Annotated in this window: 23 protein-coding genes; 8 read left to right on the forward strand and 15 right to left on the reverse strand. The window is 64.4% G+C overall.

Features of this window, described 5'->3' with window-relative positions; translation table 11 throughout:
• The first annotated feature begins 93 nt into the window (after positions 1–93).
• The gene (locus tag P9228_RS11425) at positions 94–2313 is read left to right on the forward strand and encodes an OmpA family protein (protein WP_278053481.1); all 2220 of its coding nucleotides are present in this window, start codon (positions 94–96) and stop codon (positions 2311–2313) included.
• A 422-nt stretch (positions 2314–2735) separates the two neighbouring features.
• Here the strand turns inward: P9228_RS11425 and P9228_RS11430 are convergent, their stop codons facing one another.
• From P9228_RS11430 to P9228_RS11440, 3 genes are all read right to left on the reverse strand, one after another.
• Positions 2736–3602: an NAD(P)-dependent oxidoreductase gene (locus P9228_RS11430; RefSeq protein ID WP_278053482.1), complete on the reverse strand. Its 867-nt coding sequence runs from the start codon at positions 3600–3602 to the stop codon at positions 2736–2738.
• Between the two features lie 104 nt (positions 3603–3706).
• On the reverse strand, positions 3707–4354 hold the full coding sequence (locus P9228_RS11435) for a helix-turn-helix transcriptional regulator (protein WP_278053483.1): 648 nt from the start codon (positions 4352–4354) through the stop codon (positions 3707–3709).
• Between the two features lie 7 nt (positions 4355–4361).
• Positions 4362–5234, reverse strand: coding sequence for a S1C family serine protease (locus P9228_RS11440; protein WP_067326816.1), 873 nt, complete (start codon positions 5232–5234; stop codon positions 4362–4364).
• A gap of 171 nt (positions 5235–5405) precedes the next feature.
• Between P9228_RS11440 and P9228_RS11445 the strand changes: the two genes are divergently transcribed.
• Complete coding sequence (locus P9228_RS11445) at positions 5406–6353, forward strand: trypsin-like peptidase domain-containing protein (RefSeq protein WP_278053486.1); 948 nt, start codon at positions 5406–5408, stop codon at positions 6351–6353.
• A gap of 15 nt (positions 6354–6368) precedes the next feature.
• Here the strand turns inward: P9228_RS11445 and P9228_RS11450 are convergent, their stop codons facing one another.
• A complete protein-coding gene (locus P9228_RS11450) occupies positions 6369–6794 on the reverse strand; it encodes a VOC family protein (RefSeq protein ID WP_095801821.1) in 426 nt (141 codons plus the stop codon).
• A gap of 66 nt (positions 6795–6860) precedes the next feature.
• On the opposite strand from P9228_RS11450, the gene P9228_RS11455 reads away from it, so the two are divergent.
• Positions 6861–7487 carry a TetR/AcrR family transcriptional regulator gene (locus tag P9228_RS11455; RefSeq protein WP_127216855.1) on the forward strand — a complete coding sequence of 209 codons (627 nt, stop codon included), beginning with the start codon at positions 6861–6863 and terminating at the stop codon, positions 7485–7487.
• Here P9228_RS11455 and P9228_RS11460 read toward each other — a convergent pair.
• The gene (locus tag P9228_RS11460) at positions 7429–8376 is read right to left on the reverse strand and encodes a LysR family transcriptional regulator (RefSeq protein ID WP_067326806.1); all 948 of its coding nucleotides are present in this window, start codon (positions 8374–8376) and stop codon (positions 7429–7431) included. The two genes, P9228_RS11455 and P9228_RS11460, sit on opposite strands and share 59 nt — an antisense overlap.
• Positions 8377–8486: 110 nt before the next feature.
• Here P9228_RS11460 and P9228_RS11465 point away from each other — a divergent pair, with 110 nt between their 5' ends.
• Together P9228_RS11465 and P9228_RS11470 are read left to right on the forward strand one after the other, a co-directional pair.
• Entirely contained in the window at positions 8487–9131 is a 645-nt protein-coding gene (locus tag P9228_RS11465) for an FMN-dependent NADH-azoreductase (RefSeq protein ID WP_095801606.1), read from the forward strand.
• A 363-nt stretch (positions 9132–9494) separates the two neighbouring features.
• Positions 9495–10427, forward strand: a complete 933-nt coding sequence (locus tag P9228_RS11470; protein ID WP_095801822.1) for a 3-keto-5-aminohexanoate cleavage protein — start codon at positions 9495–9497, stop codon at positions 10425–10427.
• A gap of 26 nt (positions 10428–10453) precedes the next feature.
• Here the strand turns inward: P9228_RS11470 and P9228_RS11475 are convergent, their stop codons facing one another.
• The 7 genes from P9228_RS11475 to P9228_RS11505 form a co-directional block, all read right to left on the reverse strand.
• The gene (locus P9228_RS11475; RefSeq protein ID WP_067326794.1) at positions 10454–10747 is read right to left on the reverse strand and encodes an HlyU family transcriptional regulator; all 294 of its coding nucleotides are present in this window, start codon (positions 10745–10747) and stop codon (positions 10454–10456) included.
• 170 nt (positions 10748–10917) lie between these two features.
• The gene (locus P9228_RS11480) at positions 10918–11598 is read right to left on the reverse strand and encodes a PadR family transcriptional regulator (protein WP_127216050.1); all 681 of its coding nucleotides are present in this window, start codon (positions 11596–11598) and stop codon (positions 10918–10920) included.
• 146 nt (positions 11599–11744) lie between these two features.
• Positions 11745–12125 (reverse strand): DCC1-like thiol-disulfide oxidoreductase family protein, encoded by a 381-nt coding sequence (locus P9228_RS11485; protein WP_278053489.1) that lies wholly within the window; start codon positions 12123–12125, stop codon positions 11745–11747.
• A 67-nt stretch (positions 12126–12192) separates the two neighbouring features.
• Entirely contained in the window at positions 12193–12486 is a 294-nt protein-coding gene (locus tag P9228_RS11490) for a GYD domain-containing protein (protein WP_066994615.1), read from the reverse strand.
• Positions 12487–12689: 203 nt separating this feature from the next.
• Entirely contained in the window at positions 12690–14720 is a 2031-nt protein-coding gene (gene rpoD, locus P9228_RS11495; protein WP_066994612.1) for an RNA polymerase sigma factor RpoD, read from the reverse strand.
• 422 nt (positions 14721–15142) lie between these two features.
• A complete protein-coding gene (gene dnaG / locus P9228_RS11500; protein WP_278053491.1) occupies positions 15143–17095 on the reverse strand; it encodes a DNA primase in 1953 nt (650 codons plus the stop codon).
• Between the two features lie 138 nt (positions 17096–17233).
• Entirely contained in the window at positions 17234–17596 is a 363-nt protein-coding gene (locus P9228_RS11505) for an RcnB family protein (RefSeq protein ID WP_278053492.1), read from the reverse strand.
• Between the two features lie 362 nt (positions 17597–17958).
• Between P9228_RS11505 and P9228_RS11510 the strand changes: the two genes are divergently transcribed.
• Together P9228_RS11510 and P9228_RS11515 are read left to right on the forward strand one after the other, a co-directional pair.
• Complete coding sequence (locus tag P9228_RS11510; protein ID WP_095801609.1) at positions 17959–19623, forward strand: Na/Pi cotransporter family protein; 1665 nt, start codon at positions 17959–17961, stop codon at positions 19621–19623.
• Between the two features lie 256 nt (positions 19624–19879).
• Positions 19880–21061, forward strand: coding sequence for an MFS transporter (locus P9228_RS11515; RefSeq protein WP_278053493.1), 1182 nt, complete (start codon positions 19880–19882; stop codon positions 21059–21061).
• A gap of 25 nt (positions 21062–21086) precedes the next feature.
• On the opposite strand, the gene P9228_RS11520 is transcribed toward P9228_RS11515, so the two are convergent.
• On the reverse strand, positions 21087–22427 hold the full coding sequence (locus P9228_RS11520; RefSeq protein ID WP_278053494.1) for a PLP-dependent aminotransferase family protein: 1341 nt from the start codon (positions 22425–22427) through the stop codon (positions 21087–21089).
• Positions 22428–22568: 141 nt separating this feature from the next.
• Between P9228_RS11520 and P9228_RS11525 the strand changes: the two genes are divergently transcribed.
• Positions 22569–22958 (forward strand): DUF983 domain-containing protein, encoded by a 390-nt coding sequence (locus P9228_RS11525; RefSeq protein ID WP_245322256.1) that lies wholly within the window; start codon positions 22569–22571, stop codon positions 22956–22958.
• A gap of 27 nt (positions 22959–22985) precedes the next feature.
• Here P9228_RS11525 and P9228_RS11530 read toward each other — a convergent pair whose 3' ends face one another.
• Positions 22986–23543, reverse strand: coding sequence for a GNAT family N-acetyltransferase (locus P9228_RS11530; RefSeq protein WP_095801612.1), 558 nt, complete (start codon positions 23541–23543; stop codon positions 22986–22988).
• A gap of 51 nt (positions 23544–23594) precedes the next feature.
• Positions 23595–24305: a DNA helicase gene (locus P9228_RS11535; protein WP_278053495.1), complete on the reverse strand. Its 711-nt coding sequence runs from the start codon at positions 24303–24305 to the stop codon at positions 23595–23597.
• Positions 24306–24484 lie beyond the last annotated feature (179 nt).

Raw genomic sequence — 24484 nt, forward strand, 5'->3', positions numbered from 1 at the left:
CGGGCATCCTTGGCTGACAACAATGCCCGGCGGAACCAATTGATGCTGTTGAAAGTTTGGGCAGGGATGGGACCCCAGTAGGAGAAAATCGATATGAAACGCCAACCACGGATTCTGGCAGGTACGGCAATCGGCCTGCTAATGGCATCCGCGCCGTTGGGCGCGTATCCGCTGCAGGCCGATCTCGGCCCTTCGCGGGGGACGCCGTTTATCCTAGCGCAGTCGAACTGCGCCGAAGGCCAATCGGCTGAGGAATGTGCGCAAGGCCAGCAGGGGCAAGCCGAGCAGCCGAGGAAAAAGAAGCGCGAGCAGCAGACGGAATCGGCGCCGACCGAACAGTCCGCCGAGCCCGAGCAGAAGCCGCGCCGGAAGCGGCAGGACCAGCAGCAGTCCGGCCAGGCGGAAGAGGCGGCCCCGGCGGAGCAGCAGCTCAAACCGCGCAAGAAACGCGATCAACAGCAGCAGATCGAGGCAGCCCCTGCCGATCAGGGCGGACAGGCTGCGACTGACGAGCAGCAGCCGCGCAAGAAGAAGCGCCAGCAGCAGACCGAAACCGCACCGGCCGAGCAGCCGGCCGAACAGGCCGCGCCGGCGAGCGACGAACAGCAGCCGCGCAGGAAGAAGCGCCAGCAGCAGCAAACCGAAACGGCGCCGGCAGAGCAGCCCGCCGAACAGGCGGCGCCGGCGAGCGACGAACAGCAGCCGCGCAGGAAGAAGCGCCAGCAGCAGCAAACCGAAACCGCACCGGCCGAGCAGCCTGCCGAACAGGCGGCGCCCGCCAACGACAACACGCCGCAGGACAAGCTGCGCAGGAAGAAGCGGGATCAGCAGCAAACCGAGACCGCACCGGCCGAGCAGGCGCCGAAGACCGAAGCTCCTGCCGGCGAGGCACAGCAGGCCGAGCCCCAGCAAAACAATCAGCAAGCAGCACCGGCCGAAGGCGAACAGCCTCTGGACAAGACCAAGCGCAGAAAGACGGTCGGCGAGCAGCCCGGCACCGGTCAGGCGGTGACGGGAGAGCAACCTTCGACCAAGCAGCCCTCCAGCGAAGGCCAAGCAACCACCCGGCCCGCTACGGGTGAGCAGCCGGCTGAAGGCGGCACGAACGCCGGCGCTGCCGCACAGGGCGAGGCCCCTGCCAACGCGAACGAGGCTCCCATCCTCGACAGCCAGAAGGATGTCGTTCGCAAGCGCAAGGGCCGCCAGCCGGCCGGCCAGAACGAGAATGGCCAGGCCGGTGTCGAGCAAGGCGGCAACCAGGCTGGACAGCAGGGCGGCAATCAGGCCGAGCAGCGGCCTGCCGCGGTCGATCAGGGGCCGCCGCCCACCGACGACAAGGCGGCCCAGCAGGCGATCAAGCCTGAGAAGCTTGTTCCGGTCACCGAGGAAAAGGGCAAGCGGATCGAGCTTACGCCCGAGCAGGTGGTCCGCGAGCGCCGCCGGCCCCAGGGCGCGGATGTGGTGAAGCAGTTCGGCGACCGCGTGATCCTCCAGTTCAACAACCAGACTTTCGTGGAAAGCAACGAGGCTCCTCGCATCACCCGTGGCGCCAGGGACGTCTACTACGAGGATCTGCCGCGCGGCCGCACCCGCGAGACCGTGGAGCGCGAGAATGGCGTCAAGATCGTCACCATCCGCAACCGCAATGGCGACATCGTCCAGCGTTCGCGCATCACGCCTGACGGGCGCGAATATGTGCTGAGCTATGTCGACGAGCGCTATTACCAGGATGTCGACGACTGGCGCGATCCAGGCGACGACCTGCCGCCGATGCGTCTCGACATATCGCGTCGGGACTACATCCTGGATTCGGAAGAAGTCGAGGATCCGGACGAGTATTACACCTTCCTCGAGCAGCCGCCGGTAGAGAGGGTCCAGCGTCTCTACTCGATCGACGAGGTCAAGCGCTCGGCCCGCGTGCGCGACATCGCCCGTCGTATCGACCTCGACACGCTCAACTTCGATTTCGGCTCGGCGACTCTTTCCGACACCGAAGTGCAGAAGCTCGAAGGCGTGGCCACCGCCATGGACAAACTTCTCAAGAAGAACCCGGCCGAGACCTTCCTGATCGAGGGCCACACCGACGCCGTCGGTACGCCTGACGCGAACCTCGCACTGTCGGATCGGCGTGCCGAGGCGGTCGCCGAAGCGTTGACCAACGCTTTCGGCGTCCCGGCCGAGAACCTCACGACACAGGGCTATGGCGAGGAATATCTCAAGGTGAATACGTCTAGCCCGAACCGCGAGAACCGTCGTGTCGCCATCCGCCGCATCACCTCGCTGGTGGCGCCTGTGGCGAGCAACGAGCAATGACTTCAAGGTCCTGAGCCGATTTTCGGAATCAGCGCGACAAGATTGGGCCCGTCCGGATCCGGACGGGCCCTTTCTCTTGAAATTCAAGAAGAATTGTCCCGCTCATCCCGCCGTGCTCATTGAATCGCCGCATTGCGGCACCCAGATTCCAGTCAGGGCGTTCCCTGCCCTGTCCCGACTCCAGCGGGACACATGAGCCCCGCCGGCGCCCCTCTCCGGCGGGGCTTTATCTTGAAAATAAGTCCACCTGCCCGAAATACGGCGGAACCCCACAGAGCAATTCCAGGAGAATGCGCAGCGGTTTTCGGACTTGCGTAGATCAGGACGAAACCGCCCCTGAACATCTCAGGAAGCGTCTCGAATTCGCGTCGAATCCGTCGAAAGGCAGGAAGGGCGCCGCGGAATGAGGCGGCCGCGGGCTGTCAGTAGATCCTTCTGACCTTCGTCGGCGAGTTGGCGAACACTTCGTCCGGCACGAAGAAATCGCCGGCAAGCTGATCTGCCGCGCCTGGCGCATAGACCGAAAAGTCCGTGACGCCCTCGGCCCGCAGCACCTCATCGTCGATGTAGAAATTGCCGGTCGCCTCGCGCGCCGGCCGCAGGAAGATCGCGCACGCGGCATCGGCCATGATGTCGGGCGAGCGGCTCATCGCAGCCACCGTGGCGCCACCCAGGAGATTGCGCACGGCGGCCGTGTCGATGGTCGAGATCGGCCACAACGAATTGACGCCGATGCCGTCTTTGGCGAACTCGGCGCTCATGCCGAGCGTGCACATGGACATGCCGAACTTGGCCATCGTGTAGGCGACGTGGTTCTTGAACCACTTGGCCTTCATGTCGAGCGGCGGCGCCAGATTCAGGATGTGAGGATTCTTTGCCAACTTCAGGTGTGGAATGCACATTTTGGACACCAGGAACGTGCCGCGCGTGTTGATCTGGTGCATCAAATCGTAGCGCCTCATGTCGGTCTCCAGCGTGCCGGTAAGCTGGATGGCGCTGGCATTGTTGACGCAGATGTCGATGCCGCCGAACCGCTCGACGGTCTTTGCCACCGCCTCGCCGACCTGAGCCTCGTCGCGGATGTCGCAAAGCACCGGCAGCGCCTTGCCGCCGGCCTGCTCGATTTCTTCGGCCGCGCTGTAGATCGTGCCCGGCAGCTTCGGATGCGGCTCGGCGGTTTTGGCTGCAATCGTTACATTGGCGCCGTCGCGCGCCGCGCGCAGCGCGATCGCCAACCCAATCCCGCGCGATCCGCCCGAGATGAATAGCGTCTTTCCCTTGAGCGACATGTCTCGGCTCCCTCTGCAACAGTGAGGCAACTTGCGCGGCGGGCAGCCGTGGCGCAAGGCCCAACGCACCGGTCGGAGGTTACGCAGCGTCGTGCTGAAAGGGTCTAGACCAGCACCAGCCCTTGCCGCATCGCGATGGCGATCGCATCGGTGCGGTTGGCGGCGCCGAGCTTGATCAGGATCGCGGCGACGTGGAATTTCGCCGTGTGGACGGAGATGTTGAGCCGCCGGGCGATTACCTTGTTGGGCGCGCCTTCCGCCAGCAGTGCGAGCACTTCAGCCTCGCGCGGCGACAACGCCGCGCGGGGCTGGTTGTCGTCGGGCGTCTCGTCCTCGGACACCCCCGCGTGGAACTCGCCATGTGCACCAAGATCTGACGGTCCTGCGCGGCTGATGCGATAGCCGGACGCCGCCAAGCGCAAGGCGGCGGCAATCAGCAGGCCGTCGGCGGACCCCGGCAGCATCGCAAACACATTGCCGCCCGGCCTTTCATGGCCGGCGCGGCGCGAGAGCAGCACACATGGCGTTGCCGGGCTCACGGCCCGGCTTTCCGAAGCAGCCTCATCGACCAAGGCGACATCCGCCGTTTGACCCATGCCGCTCCCGGCGAGGATCGGCAGCAGGTCCTCGCTCGCCGCAAGCGCATCGACCAGTTGCTCGGCGCGGGCCGCGTCGCCGAGCGCGATCAGCACCGTCAGCCGGGTGCTTGCCGGTTCCGGTCGAGCAATCGTGTGTATCGCGCTGCTTGCCATCGGCCTCTCAGCTCAACGGCTTTTCGCCGATGGTGATCGAAACATCGCGCTCAGCGCCGCCACTCAAGATACCGAGCGTCACGGTGGTGCCGGCGCTGTCCGGCCCGAGCTTGCGGATCAGCTCGCGCGGCCCATGCACGGCCTCGCCATTCCAGGTGACGATGATGTCGCCGACATGCAGGCCGGCGGCTTTCGCCGGGCCGCTGTCGTCGAGGCTCATCACCATGGCGCCGTGGGTGTCGCTGTTGCGGATCGGGTGCAGCCCGGCACCGAGATAGCCGCGCGCGACATGTCCCTTCTCGCGCAGCGTCGCAACCGCCCGCTCGATCGTCTCGTAAGGCATGACCAGCGCCCGCCGGCGCGGCCCGAACAAGAGCATGCCGATCAGGCCGCCCTTGGCATCGAGCACCGGACCGCCCTCGAAGCGGCCGCCGGCGTTGATGGCCAGATTGATGCGCCGTTCGATCGCGCCGCCGCGCATCGAGCGCCAGGCGGGCCCGACCTCGCCGACCGTGCCAAAGACCGCAAGTGCTGCCCCTTCGCTATTGCCGACGGCGATCGCCACGTTGCCGGGGCGCACGGCAGCGGCCTCAGCCAGTTGCGGCAGACCGGCGGCGGAAGCCGGCTTCAGCAGGGCAACGCCCGTCGAAGGATCTCGGCCGGCAAGCTCGGCCTTCACAGTTTCGCCCGAGGCCAGCGTCAGTTCGATCTCCTCTCCGGCTTCGACCGCTTCTTCCGCGGTAACAAAGAAGCCGTCGCGCCAGTGGAAGGCGCTCGCGGTGCGGTGGTGATGCGTAGCGAAGCTTGCCAGCGCCGGCGCGGCGGCCGCCGCGACATCGGCAACGGCATCGGAAAAGGCACTAAGGTTGAAGTTGCTCATATCGATGGTCTCCTGGGTTCTGTGACCCAGATATCGCTCCATGGCCCCGCCGCGAATACTCGCCTGACGGCTAGTCGAGTGCCTGACTGGCCATGTGGTCAGGTCGCGGCAATTGCTGCCGCTCCGCACATATAGGCATCGTTTGCGCCAGATCACACGGGAGCCCCACCCATGGCCTTCGCCGTCGAAAAACTCCAATCCGATGACGCCTTGCTCGACGCCTACTCGGCGACGGTCGCTGACGCCGTCGATCGAATCGGACCGGCCGTGTGCCGCATCGAGCGCATTGGTGCCGGCGGCCATGGCTCGGGCTTCGTGATCGCTCAGGACGGGCTGGTCGTCACCAATTTCCACGTCGTCAACGACGCCCGCGACGTTCGCGTCACGATGCCGGATGGCGCTTCGCGCGAGGGGCGCGTGCTTGGCCGCGATCCCGACACCGACATTGCGCTGGTTCGCGCCGACGGCAGCTTCGCCGACATCGCCCCGCTCGGCGATTCCAAGCGCCTCAGGCGCGGCCAGATCGCGATCGCCATCGGCAATCCGCTCGGCTTCGAATGGACCGTCACCGCCGGCGTCGTCTCGGCGCTCGGCCGCTCAATGCGCGCCTCGACCGGCAGGCTGATCGACGACGTCATTCAGACGGACGCCGCGCTCAACCCCGGCAATTCCGGCGGACCGCTGGTGTCGTCGGCTGGCGAAGTCGTCGGTGTCAACACCGCCATGATCCACGGCGCGCAAGGCATTGCCTTCGCGGTCGCCTCCAACACCGCCAATTTCGTCATTTCCGAGATCATCCGCTTCGGCCGCGTGCGCCGCGCCTTCATCGGCGTCTCTGCCGATACGACCAACCTGCCGCGCCGTGCCGCACTTCTCTCGCAGGTCACGACCAACACGGCCGTGCGCCTGCGCAGTGTCGAGAAGAACGGCCCCGCCGCGAGGGCTGGCCTGAAGGAAGGCGACATCATCGCCGCTCTCGACGGCCGACCGGTCACCGGCGTCGATGATCTCGTGCGCATGCTCGACGCCGAACGTATCGGTCGCGAGACGCTCTGCACCGTCGTGCGCCGCACCGGCGTCAGCCAGGTCGCCGTGACGCCGGTGGCGCGGACGAACTGAGACCCGCTGTCCGGCCTAGCTCCCGGCCGCACCTTTGGCGTATTGCGCCAGGAATTCTTCGCTCGGCGCAATAGGCTTGATCACGTCGATCAGCACGCCGTTGGGGTCCTTGGTGATGAAATGGCGCTGGCCGAAGGGCTCGTCGCGCAAGGTGCGCAGGATCGGCAGGCCTGCGGCCACGATGCGCTCATAGACGGCGTCGGGATCGCGGACCTCGAAATTGATCAGCAGGCCGGACGTGCGTCCCCGGCCCTCCTCAGGGATCGTCTCATGGTCCCCGTCGACGATGCCGAGATTGACGCGGCGATCCTCGGCCGACTGCAGATGGACGTACCAGTCGCTGTCGAACACCGCCTTGAAGCGGAAATGCTCGACATAAAAGGCCGCCGTGGCGGCGACGTCGCCGGTCATCAGCACCGGATAATAGCTGGTCGTCTTCATCTTTCTTTCTCCTGCCATCCAACATACAGTCTGTATGTAAGTGCAATTAACATACAGGCTGTATGTATGCAACCAGAGTCTGGACGCCGCTCCAACCGCGACCGCACCGAGGCAACGCGCGCCGATCTGATCCGCGCGGCGCGAAAATTGTTCACGGAAAAATCCTATGCGGAGACGGGCACGCCGGAGATCGTGGCCGCCGCCGGCGTGACGCGTGGGGCGCTCTATCATCATTTTGCCGACAAGCAGGCGTTGCTCGCCGCGGTCGTCGAACAGGAGGCAGCGACCGTCGCAGCGGAGATCGACCGCGCCTCGCCCGCCTCGCTCTCGGCCCGCGATGCCTTGATCTCCGGCTCCGGCGCCTATCTCGCCGCGATGCGCGCGCCCGGCCGCACGCGGCTTTTGCTGCTCGATGGGCCGGCCGTGCTTGGCCGCGCGGCGATGGACGAGATCGACAACCGCCACGGCAACCGCTCGCTGCGCGAAGGCCTGATCGCAGCCATGCGCGCGCGCTCGATGGTCAAGCTGCCGGCCGAGGCGCTGACCGCGGTGCTGGCCGCCGCCTTCGATCGCGCGGCTTTGGCCATCGAGGCCGGCGCATCGGCCGAGGAGTATCGCGCCGTGCTGATGGCGCTCATGGACGGCTTGTCTCCGGCTCCTCCTCCGTCCAAACGCCCGGCTCCAGCTCGTTGAAGCAGCCGAGCTGCCGCTTGAACTCGTCGATGAGCCACGACGCCGCCGGCTTGGGGCTTCGGTCGTTGCGGTGCATCGCGTACATCGGCGCACGCACCTCGCGATAAGGCTCGAGATCGAGCTCGACCAGCCGCCCGCTGGCGATGTCGTCGGCAATCAGCCAGCGCGGCAAGCCTCCCCAGCCGAGACCCTCACGCATCAGGGCATGCTTGGTGCGCACGTCCGTCAGCCGCCAGGTGCGATAGGCAAACACGCCATAGTCGCGGCCCCGCGTCCGCTCCGACTGGTCGGAGACGACAAGCTGGATGTGGTCGCGCAGATCTTCGATCGCAATTGGCTTCGGCAGTTTCGCCAGCGGATGGTCGGGTGCGGCAGCCGGCACCAGCGAGATGAAGCCGATGCGCAGCAGATTGACGTCCGCATCGCCTTGCAGGCCGCCAAAGCCGAGGTCCGACTGGCCGTTGACGACCTGATCGACGATCAGGCCGAGCGAACCGATATAGAGGCGCAGCATCACCGCCGGGAACTGAGCCTCGAAGGCCTTGAGCACCCGCACGAGCGCCGGCGAAGGCAGCGCCACGTCGACCGACAGGTTTACTTCCGCCTCCAGCCCTTGCCTGTAGCCGTCGGCGCGCGAGCGGATGCGCTGCAGCACACCGATCATGCGCCGCGCGTCCTCCAGCATGGCCTTTCCGACATCGGTCAGTTGCGGCTCGCGCAGGCCTTCGCGCTCGAACAGTTTCAGGCCCAGTTGCGCTTCCAGGTTGGCGATGCCGTAGCTCACCACCGACTGCGCCCTGTTTAGCTTGCGCCCCGCGGCCGAGAAGCTGCCGGTGTCGGCCACCGCCACCAGGATCTGCAATTGGTCGAGCGTCGGATTTGGCTGCATGATCAATCCACATTCTCGATGGATACTATGCAAATAATACCAGTTTTCCGGATAGAGCGGCAACCCCATATTGGACGGGAAAGTCAATCCAACCCAAAGGGGATACCGCCATGTCCATACTGCTTGTTACCTCCAGCCCGCGCGGCGCCGCCTCGCACTCGACCCGAGTCGCCACCGATCTTGCTCAGAAGCTGGTTGCCGCCGATCCGTCCAACACACTTGTCGTGCGCGACTTGGTCGCCGATCCGCTGCCGCATATCGATCCTGACTATGCCACCGGCATCTACACCCCGGCCGAGGCGCGCAGCCCGCGTCAGGCCGAGGTGGTCGGCGTGTCCGATGCAGTGCTGGACGAGCTGTTCGCGGCCGACAAAATTATCCTCGCCACCGGTTTCATCAACTTCAACATTTCCTCGACGCTGAAGTCGTGGATCGACCACGTCGCACGCTCGGGCAGGACCTTTGCTTATGGTGAGAATGGCCCGAAGGGCCTGGTCACCGGCAAAAAGGTCTATATCGTGCTTGCTTCGGGCGGCATCTATTCCGAGGGTGCCGCGGTGCAGATGGATCACGCCATCCCCTACCTGCGCGGCGTGCTTGCCTTCCTAGGCATGACGGACGTCGAAGTGATCCGCGTCGAAGGCGTCGGCATGGGCGCCGACGCGGTTACCGCCGCGCTTGCCAAGGCGACTGCCAAGGTGGATGCGATCGCGGCCGCGGCTGCTAACGCGGACGGGATCGCCGTGGCCGCGTAATCATTGCGCTGAGAATGAGGAAACCCTGAGAATGAAAAGGCGGGCGCCGATCGGCGCCTGCCTTTTTTGCATGTTCGTCAAGCCGTGCCGATCTGGAACGACTGTTTCTTCCCGCTGGTGCTGATCACCTTCGACAATTTGAGGAAACTGCCCGAGGGGCTGACGGTGTTCGTCGGATTCACCGCCGACCAGCTGTTCACCGGGCTGACACTGGCGGCGCTGCCGAGTACCCTGTTCTATGTCGTGCTGTCGAAGCGGTTCATTTCCGGCATCACTCAAAGCGGTCGACAGGGCGCGGTCGACAGGGCGCGCTCGAACAGGGCGCGCTCGAACAGCGAAGAGATCAGATCAGGACATCAAAAAGTGGCAAGTCAGAACAAGATCATCATCACCTGCGCGGTCACAGGCTCGATCCACACGCCGTCAATGTCGCCGCACTTGCCGGTCACGGCCGAGGAGATCGCGACCGCCGCTATCGAGGCGGCAGAGGCGGGTGCCGCGATCGTCCACCTTCATGCCCGCAATCCGGTCGACGGACGCCCCGACCAGTCGATCGAGGCGTTCGCCCCTTTCCTGCAGGTCATCAAGCAGCGCTCCAACTGCGTCGTCAACATCACCACCGGTGGTGCGGCGACGATGAGCGTGGAGGAACGCGTCAGGCCCGCGAAAGTCTTCGCGCCCGAGATCGCTTCACTCAACATGGGCTCGATGAACTTCGCGCTGTTTCCGATGCTGGAGCGCTTCAAGACGTTCGAGCATGAGTGGGAGCGGCCCTATCTCGAATCGTCGCGCGACCGGATCTTCCGCAACACTTTCGGCGATATCGAGCACATATTGCGCACCTGCGCCGACAACGGCACTCGCTTCGAGATCGAGTGCTACGACATCAGCCATCTCTATACCCTGGCGCATTTCGTCGAGCGCGGGCTGGTGAAGGCACCGTTCTTCGTCCAGAGCGTGTTCGGCATCCTCGGCGGCATCGGCACGCATCCGGAGGACGTCGCCCATATGAAGCGCACGGCCGACCGGCTGTTCGGCAACGACTATCACTGGTCGGTGCTGGGCGCCGGCCGCCACCAACTGCCGATCGCCACGCAGGCGATCGCGCTGGGCGGCAATGTGCGGGTTGGCCTGGAGGACTCGTTATGGATCGGCAAGGGCAAGCTTGCCCGCTCGAGCGCCGAACAAGTAACGAAGGTCCGCCAGATCATCGAGGGCCTCGGCGCCTCGATCGCCACTCCCGACGAGGCGCGGCAGATCCTGCAGCTCAAGGGCGGTGATAAGGTCGCGTTCTGATCCCGGCAAAAGAACTGCGGTAGCCCCTATCCAAACATCCGCTCGCCCTGCTCGTCGACGAGCTGGATGCCCTTTTTGATCGAGATGTCGACCGCATCGTCCAGCCCGGCGAAACGGTCGGCGCGGATGAAGCGGTGCTCCTTCATCACGCCGTCCACTTCCTTGGAGACGACGCCGCAGGTCTGGTACTGGCCATCCGCCTTGTAGGGCGTGGCGCTGATCAGGAATCCCTTGTGCTCGACCTGCTTTGCCGGCTTCGCGGCTCCGGTGTCCGTCGCCTCACCACCGCCGCCGCCGAAAAGACGTTTCAGAAAAGACATAGCGCATCCTCCAGCGGCAAATCGTGCTGCATCACATAGCGTGCCGCAGGACGATTTTCACTACAGCATGATCCCGAAAACTGTGCAGCGGTTTTCAGGCAGATCATGCTCACACAAAGATAAACGGTCATCGATCGAGCCAGCAATAGCTCCTTCAGTGCCAGGGCGGCTCAGCGACGCGAGAGGGCTTCGAGCGCTGCGGCGGCGTCTTCCAGAATGCTGATCGCCTCGGCCTGCTTGTCCTCCGGCGCATCGACGATATCGCTGAGCGCGGCACGTAGGCGGTGGCGCAGCGCGCGGAACCGGTCGCGCTTTTCGTGACGGCCGCGCCGGCCGCCGTCCTCGCCCTCGTCGTTCCAGCCGAACCAGTCGCGAGCCTTGGCCATCTTGCGGCCGAACCGCTCGAGATGGTCGAGCACGTGATCGATCATCTCGCGATTTTGCTCAAGATGCGCCCTGCCCGCCTCGGTGATCGAGAACACCTTCTTGTTGCCTTCGCTTGACGAGACGGCATAGCCGGCCTCCTCGAGAAAGGTGAGCGTCGGATAGACCACGCCCGGGCTCGGGCTGTAGATGCCGCTGGTGCGTTCCTCCAGCGCCTTGATGATGTCGTAGCCGTGCCGCGGCACCTCGGCCAGAAGCGACAGCGTGATCAGCTTGAGATCGCCGTCGGCCAGCATGCGGCCGGCGCGGAACATGTCGCCCGGACCGCCGCGGCCGCCGCCGCCGCCGCCGCGCATGCCCTGCCCGAAGGGACCAAAGCCGCCGCCGCGACCGCCGAAACGACCGGCCATGTGCATGAACATGCGCTGACCGAAATGGTTGTGCCCGAAGGGATTGTGCTTGTGCATCATGACTCCTTGAGTTCTATCTTACGATATATCTTAAGTAGGCGGCGGCTCGGGTCAAGTTAAGATATATCTTACGATGTATCTAGTTCACGCCAAGTGAACTCGCCAGGCGGTCGAAATGCGACGCCACGCCCTGCGAAAACCGGCTACCAGCGGCCTTTGCGGCGGTTCCAGGCGTAGAGAAGATCGGCAAACCGATCATAGACAGAGCGCGTCAGCCGCAGCACGACCGAATTGCCGAACAGGGTGGCGAGCCATCCCTCGCCAGGCGTGAGCCGCCAGACGGCGATCGCCACATCGGCACCGACCAGCAGCTTGCCCTCGGCATCGGTCGCATGCAGCCGCCGGCGGACATCCTCGAGCGAGGCGCCGAAGGCTGAAAGCGCTTGCGGTTCGAAATTAATGTCGCGGAATTCGACGCGGCCGGACTTGACCGCTTCAATCAGCCGCCGTTTCTGGCGGTTGATGCCGGCATCGCAGACCGGGCAGCGTGTGTTGTACCAGACAGTCAGCAACGGCTCAGGCATCGCGCGACTATCGGCGACCGAGCGCGGCACCGCAATATCAGCATCGAGCCGGGCTGTTTCCGGCGCTCTACCCCAGCGAACTGATGATCTCGCGGTAGGCGAATTCCGGAAACGCCTTCATCGTCCGCGTCCTGACATTGCCGCCCGACGACAACATCAGCGCGAAACGGGCAAGCACGGCATCGTCCGGCGCTTCGACAATGGCGACCATGTCGCATTCGCCCATCGTCAGATAGAATGCCTTGAACGATCCGCCCATTTCACCGAGCAGCTTCTTGGCGGCATCGAGCCGCTTCGGCGACTCCCGCACGTTCTTGGCGCCCAATTCGGTCCAGTTGATAAGCACGATGTAGGTTGTCATGGCACACCTCCCACCGGGAGCCACGGAGCGCAACGCCTGGCAGTTGCGGCCGGCGTCCGGGGCGGGCATCCGGCTTGTCGCCCACAAATGCATCCGACCCTGAAATTATCCTCCTGTTGAGCAAGCCCGGCAAGGCGGCATAACAAATAGGTGGAAATGAAAAAGGACGCCGAGGCGCCCGTTTTCGTATGTTGCGTTTCCGCTCAGCTGTCCAGGAAGCTTCTCAGCTTCCGCGAGCGGCTCGGGTGCTTGAGCTTGCGCAGCGCCTTGGCCTCGATCTGACGGATACGCTCGCGGGTGACCGAGAACTGCTGGCCGACCTCTTCCAGCGTGTGGTCGGTGTTCATGCCGATGCCGAAGCGCATGCGCAGAACACGCTCCTCGCGCGGGGTGAGCGAAGCCAGCACGCGCGTGGTTGTCTCGCGCAGATTGGCCTGGATCGCCGCGTCGATCGGCAGGATCGCCATCTTGTCCTCGATGAAGTCGCCGAGATGCGAATCCTCCTCGTCGCCGACCGGCGTTTCGAGCGAGATCGGCTCCTTGGCGATCTTCAGCACCTTGCGCACTTTCTCGAGCGGCATTGCGAGCTTCTCTGCCAGCTCTTCCGGCGTCGGCTCGCGGCCGATCTCATGCAGCATCTGGCGCGAGGTACGCACGATCTTGTTGATCGTCTCGATCATGTGCACCGGAATGCGGATGGTGCGCGCCTGATCGGCGATCGAGCGGGTGATCGCCTGCCGGATCCACCATGTCGCGTAGGTCGAGAACTTGTAGCCGCGGCGATACTCGAATTTGTCGACCGCCTTCATCAGGCCGATATTGCCTTCCTGGATCAGGTCCAGGAACTGCAGGCCGCGATTGGTGTATTTCTTGGCGATGGAGATGACGAGCCGAAGGTTCGCTTCCACCATTTCCTTCTTGGCGATCGCGGCCTCGCGCTCGCCCTTCTGCACCTGGTTGACGATCCTGCGGAATTCCAGAATCGAGATCGCCGTCTCGGTGGCGAGGTTCTGGATCTCGGCGCGCAGTTCCTTGATCGCGTCCTTCTCGTTCTTGGTGAACTCCTTCCAGCCGCGCGAGGTGAGATTCGCGATCGAGCGGGTCCAGTTCGGATCGAGCTCCGAGCCCTGATACTCCTTGAGGAACTCCTCGCGGCGCACGCCGTAGCTTTCGGCGAGCCGAAGCAGCTTGCCCTCGTTCTGCACCAGGCGCTTGTTGATGTCGTAGAGCTGCTCGACCAGCGCTTCGATGCGCGCGGTGTTGAGCGACAGCGACTTCACCGCCTTGATGAGCTGCTCCTTGAGCTCCTTCAGCCGGCGATCCTGGCTGGGCGAAAGCGTGCCGGCAGCCGCCAGCCGGTTCTCGACCTGCTGGTCCTGCAGCTTGCGAAGCTTCTTGTAAGTGTCGGCGATGACGTCGAGCGTCTCCATCACCTGCGGGCGCAGTTCCGCTTCCATCGCGGCCAGCGACAGGCTTGCCTCGTCCTCGTCGTCTTCCTCTTCTTCCAGCCCGCGCGTGTCGCCGCCGACATTGGTGATGTCGTCTTCTTCCTCGCGCGCCGCCGAGCGGCCGCGCGGCTTCTCTTCGGCCTTGGGCGCTTCCTCGACGCGTTCGACAACGGGCGCCTGCTTGGCCTCGGGGCCGGCATAGGTCGCCTCGAGGTCGATGATCTCGCGGAGCAGGATCTTCGATTCGTTGAGCTCGTCGCGCCAGATGATGATCGCCTGGAAGGTGAGCGGGCTCTCGCACAGGCCCGCGATCATCGTCTCGCGGCCGGCCTCGATGCGCTTGGCGATCGCGATTTCGCCCTCGCGCGACAGAAGCTCGACCGAGCCCATCTCGCGCAGATACATGCGCACCGGGTCGTCGGTGCGGTCGGTCGGCTCTTTCTTGGTGGTCGTGGTGGCAACGGCGGTGCCGGTCTGCTCGGCAAGCTCGTTGGCGTCTTCCTCGGAGTCGGCGCCCGCGTCGCCGCCTTCCGCCTCCTCGCCCTGCTCGTCGTCCTCGACGACGTTGATGCCCATGTCGGACAGCATGGCCATCGTGTCCTCGATCTGCTCGGATGTCACTTCCTCCGAGGGCAGCACCGAGTTCAGTTCGTCCATGGTCACATAGCCGCGCTTCTTGGCGGCCTTGATCATCTTCTTGACAGCATCATCGGAAAGGTCGAGCAGCGGGCCATCGGTGGCGCCTTCACGTTCGGTCTCGACCTCTTCCTTTTCCTTTGTCGCCATTCTTTGTCGTCTCCAAGCGGCCGAATATCGAAGCCGCGTAAGCTGCCGGACCGGTCAAACCGGATGCGCTCGCCCCAGAACGCTTCTTACCGGGCCAGTGACCGCATCATCTCTTTTGTTTGCTGCCTGTCGTTGCCCCAAAACCGGTTCCACTTTTGGGCGACATGCATTAAGTCCAGATTAACCCTGGTATCTGTGGCAGGCCTCTTGCCTGTCCAGTCGCCAGAACCTTACATCGCTCAAAATTTCCCACCGACGCCGGGCACGGTTAACGTTTCGAATCGTCCTGATTCCGCCAATCTGCCAGAAGGTCAAGCGCCTCTGGCATGATTCGCATGAAAAAAGCGAATCAATTGCCCGACTTAGAGGCGTCGAATCGACGCGCCTTGAGCATTTCCACTTCATTTCGGGCCGACCTGGGCCTAAGCACGCCCAGCCCTGCCCGACGAAACGCCGAACCCTTCGATCAGCGCTTCCGTTGCCTGTACATCGTTGAATTGCGCTTGAATCTCGACGAGATGCCGAAAGTTTTCGTCCGACGGGTCTGCATCGAGCGCCGCCTGCGCCTGTTTCAGCTCCCTATGTAAGGTGCGCGCGCTGCGCTGCAAGTGCAGCGCTTGGTTGAAGGCGTCCCGGGCATCGTCAAGTCCCGCGGTTTCGAGCGCCGGCCACTGCCGCGCCCGCTTGATCAGCGCCACCGCGCGTTCCCAGATGTCGCCGCATCCGGCGCGCTCGATGGTGGCGATGACTGCGTCGCGGTCGTCGGCCGCGTCATGCGCCATCGCGTCGAGGATGGCTGCATGCAGCCGCCTGAGATCCGAATTGGCAAGATCGAGGAATTCGACATGCGCGAAATTCTCGTCGATCAGCGGCGGATGGTTGACCAGCGCCACGATGATCGTCGCCTCGCGTACCGACATGGCCTCGCCCGTGCGCTTGACCAGCGCCGAGCGGCCGAGGCTTTCGGTGATGGCGGTGCGCGCGCCCGCAGCGCTCCGGCCAAACGCCCCGCCTGGCGCCGAACCTCTGCCGCGCTCGCCTGGCCGGCCGTCCTGGCGTCCCCCGTGTAGGCCTTGCCGCGCGCCGCGCTGCGAGCCGAAGAAGATTAGGACGCGCTCGCGCATCTCCTGCTGATAGTGGTAGCGCAGGCTTTCGTCGCGGATGCGGCCGGTAAGCTCGCGCAGCGTCTTCTCGAGCTCCGCCCGCCGCTCCGGCGTATCGAACACGCCGCCGGCCGTCTCGCGCATCCACAGAAGATCGGCGAGCGGCCGCGCTTCCGAAAGCACCGCGCGGAACGCGTCCGGCCCATCCGCTTTGACCAGATCGTCGGGGTCCTTGCCTTCGGGCAGCAGCGCGAAGCGTGCCGAGCGCCCGGGCTGCACCGACGGCAGCGCGAGGTCGGCGGCGCGCCAGGCGGCCTTCAGCCCGGCCTGGTCGCCGTCGAAGCAAAGCACCGGCTCCGGCGCCATGCGCCACAAAAGCTCGAGCTGGTTTTCGGTGAGCGCCGTGCCGAGAGGCGCCACGGCATTCTCGAAGCCGGCCTGTGCCAGCGCGATCACATCCATATAGCCTTCGACGGCGATCACCGTGCCGCCCTTGGCCACCGCTTTGCGGGCGCGGGCGAAATTGTAGAGCACGTTGCCCTTGTGGAAGAGCTCGGTCTCCGGCGAGTTCATGTATTTCGCCAAAGCGTCCGGCGCCAGCGCCCGACCGCCGAAGGCGATGATCCTGCCGCGCGAATCCGGGATCGGGAACATGATGCGGTCGCGGAACCAGTCATAGGAGACCGGGATGTCGTCGCCATGCCGGACCAGTCCGCAGGCTTCGATATCGGCCTTCGGCACCCCCTTGGCGGCGAGGTATTCCTTGAGCGCGTTGCGGCTGTCCGGCGCATAGCCGAGCCGGAAGGACTGCTGCGTCGCCGGCGTCAGACCGCGGTCGCGCAGATAGGCGCGGGCCTTGGCGCCTTCCGGTCCCTGCAGGCGCTCCTGGAAGAAGACCGTCGCCATCTCCATGACGTCGGTCAGGCTGGCGCGTTCCTTCTCGCGCTTTTCTTCTTGGGCGTCGCGCACCGGCATCGGCACGCCGGCCATCTCTGCGATCCTTTCGACCGCTTCGGGAAAGCTCATGCCGTCGAGCTCGGTCAGGAACTTGAAATGATCACCCGAGACCGAACAGCCGAAACAGTGATAGCGCCCCTTCTTGTCCTCGCAATGGAACGACGGGCTCTTTTCGCCGTGAAACGGGCAGCACGCCCAATAATCGCCGCGCGATGCGTTGGACTTCTTCCTATCCCAGGAAACGCGTTGACCGATCACCGAAGAAATCGGCACGCGGTCGCGTATCTCGTCGAGGAAGGCGGGTGGAAAGCGCATCGGGAAAGGCTCGTTTACCCTCCATATAATCAAGCCGCTTGGGCGCGACGACTCGATAAGCCCGATCGTACCCGCTTTTCACAGACAAAAAGAAGGCGGCCGCGCGGCCGCCTTCCCGTCTTTCGGACCATTCCCCGCTCAGTGCGCGGCGATCGCGCCGAAGATGATACCGGAGACGATGCTGACCAAAAGGTAGTCGTTGCCGACGCGAATCCACTCCTGGCCGGGGCCGGGACGGCGCAGCCCATAACGGTGCCAGTCGCGAACCGCCTGATGGCGCTTCCAGCTGGAATACTTCTGCCCATTGCGCCAATGGCTGCGCTTCACCACGACCTTCTTCTTCACGACGCGCTTCTCGACATGCCGGCCCGGCTTCTGCCAGTCGACCTGTGTGTAGGTCGACTGCGGCGGGCTCGGCTGAACGAGCGGCGCGGCCTGGCCCGAAAAGGCCGAAGCGGTCAGCATCGCGGCGGTCACGGTGGAAAGTATGAGACGCTTCATGGTCAGTGCTCCTTGGTTGTCGATAGGCAAGGAGATATTCCGGCTGGCATGAACCGAAACTGAACACCTTGGTTACAATTCCGTAATGATTTCCGTTGGTTACGCAAGCAGCTTCACCAATTTACAGAAACCGGTTCAAGCCCAGGCTTCGCGTCGACGCGACATTTGCCGCCTGTCCGACCGCGATCTGCAACCAAAGCACCTTCTATCCATTTCCGACACACGCCGTCGTGTGCCGAATGTCGGCCGAATCGGGTAAAATTTATTATCCGGCTAATGTAAACTGCTTTAGTCTCGACCTTCGAAATGCTTGCGATTCGCACCTTTTTCCGCTTCCTGGCCGCCTCGTTGCGAGGCTCGGCATGAGCGGATCCGTTGTCCTTCTGCACCTTGCCGGCGCAGTGGCGCTGATGCTGTTCGCCACCCGCATGGTAAAAACCGGTGTCGAGCGCGCCTATGGCGATGTGCTGCGTCACAGGCTGCGCGCCACCATGCGCAAGCCGCTGATGGCGGTGCTGGCCGGCTGTGGCCTCGCGATCGCGCTGCAGAGTTCAACCGCCGTCACGCTGCTGGTCGGCTCCTTCGCCGGCGCCGGCATCGTGTCGGGCGCCGCCGGGCAGCTTGCCGTGCGCGGCGCCGAGATCGGCTCGGCCTTGGTCGCGAAGCTTCTTACCTTTGATCTGTCGCTCGTGGTGCCGTTGTGCCTGGTCGCAGGAACCATCATGTTCATGGCCACCGAGCGCCGCGATTGGCGTCAGACCGGCCGCATCCTTGTCGGCATCGGCCTTCTGATCCTTTCGCTGGAGATGATCGGCCAAGCTTCCGAGCCGTTGCGCGACAGCCAGCTCATGCCGGTCATCATCGACTACTTCTCCGGCGATGCGATCAGCTCCTACCTGCTGGCGGCACTGATCACCTGGCTGTTCCAGTCGAGCATCGCGGCGGTCCTGCTCATGGCCACGCTAGCCGGCCGGGGTTTGATCACTCCGGAGCTCGGCGTCGTCCTGATCCTGGGCGTCAATCTCGGTTCCTCGATCATCGCGCCGATGCTCACCCGCTCGGCAGCGGCGGAAGTCCGCATCGTGCCGATCGGCAATCTTCTGATGCGCGGGCTTGGCTCGCTCGTGATGCTGATCCTGTTCATGATTTTCAGGCCGCACTTCTCCTTCCTCGGCACGACGGCCTCCGGCCAGATCGTCAACGCCCACATCCTGTTCAACGTGATCATCCTGCTTGCCGGGCTGCCACTCGCCGGCCTCGTCTATCGCGCTTCGGAGAAGATCGTGGCGCTCGGTACTAAGCCCGAACCGGCGGCAGCGCTCGACGTGGTCGAATTGTCCGCGCTGAACGAGAGCGCGCTCGACACGCCAAGCCAGGCCTTGGCCAACGCCACGCGCGAGGTGGTCCGGGTCTGCGAGACGGTCGAGATCATGCTGAAGCGGATCATCGAGCTCTATGAGAGCGCCGACGCCGGCAAGATCAAGGCGCTGGCCGCGCTCGACGACCGGGTCGACCAGAAGCACGCCGCGATCAAGCTCTATCTGGCCAAGGTCACCAAGAACCCCCTGAGCGAGGACGAGGCGCTGCGCTGCCAGGAACTGATCGGCGCCTGCGTTAAGCTGGAGCAGGTCGGCGACATCATCGTGCGCAACATGCTTGTGCATGTCAGGAAGAAGCTGGAGCGCGGGCTGGAATTCACGCCCGAGGGCTGGCGCGAGCTTTGCGCTTTCCATGCCTCGGTTCTGGCCAATGCGCGGCTTGCCTTCAACGTGCTGGTCTCGCGCGACCCGGAAACCGCCCGCCAGTTGGTGCTCGAGAAGGACCTGCTGCGCGAGCGCGAGAAAGAGACCAGCGCCAGCCACTTCGTGCGGCTGCGCGACGGGACCGCGAAAAGCGTCGAGACCAGTTCGATCCATCTCGACACCATCCGCGACCTCAAGCAGATCAATTCGCTGCTCGCCTCCATGGCCTACCCGGTGCTGGAGGAGCGCGGGCTGCTCGGCGGCTCGCGGCTGAAGGCGAGCTAGCATCGCTGAAGGCGAGCTAGCATCGACCGACCGGCCCGCACACAATTAGCCTTCGTTCAATCCTCGCATCCGTCGGCTAGGTGACGGTGAGATTGATGACGGCTCCGACTGAGCGCCCGTACGGCACGAAGAGGGCCAGTCGAGACCACTGCCCAACCCGGTCAAGAAAACCTAAAGCGGCATCGACAATTTCTGCATTGCCCGTAGCGTCCATCCATGGTTTGAGGCCAGCTCATTCAGGATCGCTGTCCGCGCCATGCTGCCCCTCATTGCCCTGTTCATTGCCGCCTTCGCTTTCGGCACGACTGAATTCGTCATCGCCGGCGTGCTGCCGGAGGTAGCGCAGGGTCTGAGTGTTTCCGTGCCCACCGCCGGCTATCTCGTCTCCGGCTATGCCTGCGGCATCGCCGTTGGTGGTCCGCTCCTGGCGCTCGCAACCAGCAGGGTCTCGCGAAAGTCGCTGCTCATCGCCCTGACCGTTGCCTTCACTCTTGGCCAGGCCACATGCGCGCTGGCGCCCGATTTCACCTCGATGCTTCTCCTGCGCATTGCCACCGCAGTGGCGCATGGCTGCTATTTCGGCGTCGCCATGGTGGTCGCGGTCGGCCTGGTGCGCGAGGACCAGCGCGGCCGGGCGGTCGCGGTCATCCTCTCTGGATTGACCGTCTCCAACGTTATCGGCGTTCCGGCCGGCACCGCGATCGGCGGTCTCTGGGGCTGGCGGGCGACCTTCTGGGTGATGTGCGCGCTGGGCGTCGTCGCGATCGTTGCCATGCTTGCGCTGCTGCCCCGCACGGCAGGCGCCGCCAACCGGCCCGCCGGCCTCGCGCGCGAGGTGCGCGTGTTGGGGCGCCAGCAGGTCTGGACCTCGCTCATCCTGATGCTGATGTTGATGATCGGCCAGTTCGGCCTCTTCACCTACATCACGCCGACGCTGCTCGAAGTCACCGGCCTCCACGAAAGCCTGATCCCGTTTGTGCTGCTGCTCAACGGCGTCGGCGCGACGATCGGCGTTCTCTTGGGCGGCAAGCTTGCCGACTGGAAGCTGATGCCGTCGCTGATCGCCATGCTTTTCCTGCAGGCGGTAATGCTTGGCGTCATCTATGCGGTCAGTCCCTACCCGGTGCCGATGATCGTCGCGATCGTCATATGGGGCGGCCTCAACTTCGCCATCGGCGCGCCGATCCAGACCCGGATCCTGGCCTGGACGGCAGACGCCTCGAACCTTGCCTCGTCGCTGATTCCCTCGGGCTTCAATGTCGGCATCGCGCTCGCTGCCTCGCTGGGCGCTGCGATGCTCAATGCCGGTCTTGGCTATCGCAGCCTGCCGGTCGCCGGCGCGCTTGCCATGCTGGTGGCCCTGGCGGTCGCGCTTGCCTCGCAGGCTTGGGAATGGCGCAGCCGGGCGACGCCGCCGTTGCCGGCTGCGGCGGAATAGAGCCTTGGCGTGCCGCTCTGCCGCCTCAGACGTGAGGACGCAAGGAGCCAGAGCCGCCCGACAGGATCGACACCAAACTGTGAAGCCCCTCCTCCAGCCTTTCGTGGCTGGATGCGGCACCCAACGCCAGCCGCAAGCCATCAGCGGCACTGGGCACGACGGAGAACTCTTCCGCCGGGCTGAGGGCCAATCCGCGACGGCGTGCGATCTCGGCGATATCCGATGAACGCAATCGCGCATCCAGCGGATACCAAAGATGCAGGCTTGATTCCGTCGAGGCGAAACCGGCCGGCAGGATCTTGCGCGCGATCGTCTGCCTGGCCTCTGCTTCGGCACGCACCGCGGCGGTGATCTCGCCGGCCAGGCCGCTTCGCACCCACTCGCAGGCGAGCCCCGTCATCAGCGGCGGCGCCATCATGGTGGTGCCCCGGATTGTCGCCGCGATCCGCTCGACGGATTTCGCGTCAGGCGCCGCCAGGAACGCCGTGCGCAGAAATGGCGAGATGCATTTCGCCAATGTAGCCAGGTGGAATGTCCGGTCCGGCGCCAGGCTGAGGAAGGCTGGCGGTGAAGCGGTCTGCAGGGGACTGTAGGGATCGTCCTCGACGATCACCAGGCCAAGCCTGCCCGCCATCCGAGCCAGATCCCGGCGCCGGCCCTCCGGCATGGTGAGCGTGGTCGGATTGTGAAGTGTCGGGTTGAGATAGAGGACGCGGGCGCCATATCGTCGCGCCGCTTCCTCCAGATGGTCGGGGCGCATGCCGTCATCGTCGCGTCCCGCCCCAGCCAGCTTTCGCCCCGTGGCCTGCGCCAGCGCGATCAGGCCGGGATAGGTCAGCGTATCGGTGAGGATCGTATCGCCCTCACGGGTTTGCGACAGAAGGACGGCGGCGAGCAGCGCCTGCGCCCCCGAACCAAGAGCCACGCGCTCGACAGGCAACCTGCCGCTGGCTGCGGCAAGCCAATACGAGCCGGCGGCGCGTTCCGCGGGAGAGCCCGGGCCGGGATGGTAGGAAAGCAGTGCTTCGGCGCTGGAACGTTTGAGCAGTCCCTCGATGCCACTCCGGATCAATGCCGGCAGGCTGAGGCCCGAAGGCGCCGGCGGAATGTTCATGCTCAGATCGAGGATCGGCTCTTCCGGCTCGCCGGGGGTGACGAAGGTGCCGCGACCGGTCGTTGCATCGATCAGGTTCCTGCGGCGGGCTTCGGTGAACGCCCGGGTGACCGTGGTCAGATCCACGCCAAGGAAGCGGGCAAGCTCTCGCTGCGGCGGCAGCCTGTCCCCCGGTTGCAGCCGCCCGATCGAGCGGGCAGCCGCAAGCGCCTCGACAATCTTGAGATAGAGCGGCCGTGAGTCTTCCGCCAAGGGAGAAAGCCAGCTGAGGTCCCCTTCACTATTCATGCCACCGGTGTCCATACATTTTGTCGCGTTGTATGCATACAATAATCATATTAGTATGTATGCGTGACCTCAAGGCCGATCGAATGCATGCGAGGTCCTGGAGTGATGACCATGCACGACGCGCACTATCCCCACCTCGAACCCTGGCGGGTCGGCATCCGCGGGCGATGCCCGCGTTGCGGAGAGGGCCGGCTGTTCGACGGATTTCTGAAGCTGGCGCCGAAATGCGAAGTCTGCGGGCTCGACTATTCTTTTGCCGATCCGGCCGACGGACCCGCCTTCTTCGTCATCTGCTTTGCCTGCGTGCCCTCCGTCCTGTTCGCCGTCTGGGCGCAGGTGACGTTCGAGCCATCCATGTGGTTCCACGCCTTCGTTTCGGTGCCGATCATCCTTGCGACCTGCATTCCGCCGCTCAGGCCGCTGAAAGGCTGGCTTGTCGCGAGCCAGTTCTACTACAAGGCCGCAGAAGGAAGACTGGCCAGGCCCGGCGAATAAGGTTCTCAAGTTCGCCTGCCTTGAGACCTAAAGGTCGATCCGGTACTTGAGGCTCTCCGCGCCACCATAGGCGGCGACTTTGGCGAACCGCCCGACGAGAATGCCGCCATTGGCGAGCACCACCTTCTGGGATGCAAGATTGTCGAGATCGGTGGTGATCTCGACATAGTCGAGACCGACCGCCCTTGCCTCGTGAAGCATCAGCCGCAGCGCTTCGGTGGCATAGCCGCGCCCCTTCTTCCATGGCATCACGGCATAGCCAATGTGGCCGAGCACGTGCGGCGGCAGCGCCGACGTGCCCTTCTGCCAGCGAAGCCCGATCGAGCCGGCGGCCTCGCCGTCCCAGATCCAGCGCCGGAAGCCCGGCAGGCGCGGCACTGTCGTGCCGTCCGGCAGCGCGATCGGCGACCCTTTCGCCTCGGGGTCGTCCAGGTCGGCGAGAAATGCCACCGGATCTTCTTCAATGGCCTCAAGCTGCTCGCGCGTAGCCTCCAGCAGCCGCACATTGTCCGGCGACCAGCCGCGCTCCAGCGCCGCCTTGTAGGATGGCAGATGCTCGAGCGCCGGTTTGACGATTTCGACCATGAAGCCGTGTCCTTTGCGAGATCGGAGGCATAGCCCCGGTCAGGATCGCCCTCAAGCTGACTGAAAGCGGATTTCGCCCTTGTTGAGGAAGCACATCTTGTCGAAGAGCGATAAATCGAGTGGGTTCGGCAGCCGGACATCGTCAAGGTCGGGAAACGGCTTCCTGGACGCATCGTATGACCGGTCGACCTGAGAGATGAAGACCAGCACCAGCCCGCGTTCCCGGGCAAACGATCTCAAGGCGCGTATCTGGACCATGAGCTCGGGATCCTCGCGCTTCTGGTCGAGCAGTTGCAGATAGTCGATCACCGCCAGCGTGCCGCGCGGCGCCGACCCCAACGCCTCGACGATGTAGGTGGCGCTGATGGCGTCGGAATTGTCGAACTCGAACAGATGGTCGAAAACGGCAGGGTCCACGCCGATGTCGCGGAACCGGTCGAGGATGTCGGCATGCATGTATTCCAGGGTGAAGAATACGGCGCGACTGCCCTGCTTCATGGCCGCCACGGCGAGTTCGAGGCTCATCAGCGACTTGCCCTGACCCGGCCGGGCCGCCACGAGGACCATGTCGCCGGGTATCAGTTGCGCCAGCAGCCTCCCGGCGGGTGCGGCCTCGGCGGCTTTCGCCGCAAGCAGGCTCCAGCTGCCAAAGCCTTCCTTGAAGGCCATGCGGTCAAGCGCCTCATGAAGGGGAACATTTTCCTTGCGCGACAGCAACCTCGCCTGGCGCTTCAGATGATAGACGGGTGCGGAAAGCCGCATCGAAAAACCTCCTATTGCGAGCAGTCTTCGCAATCCCTCCTTATGCCGATGCTCGAACAGTCGGTTTAGCGATCGAATGCCCTGCATGAACAATGCTTTCCCAACGGAGGGAGGAGGCGTGGGCGCGCCGGAATCAGATAGTAGCCAACTTCTTGCCTGTCGAAAATCGCAGATGCGCC

This window comes from Mesorhizobium sp. WSM4898 (assembly GCF_029625845.1).
GTDB lineage: Bacteria > Pseudomonadota > Alphaproteobacteria > Rhizobiales > Rhizobiaceae > Mesorhizobium.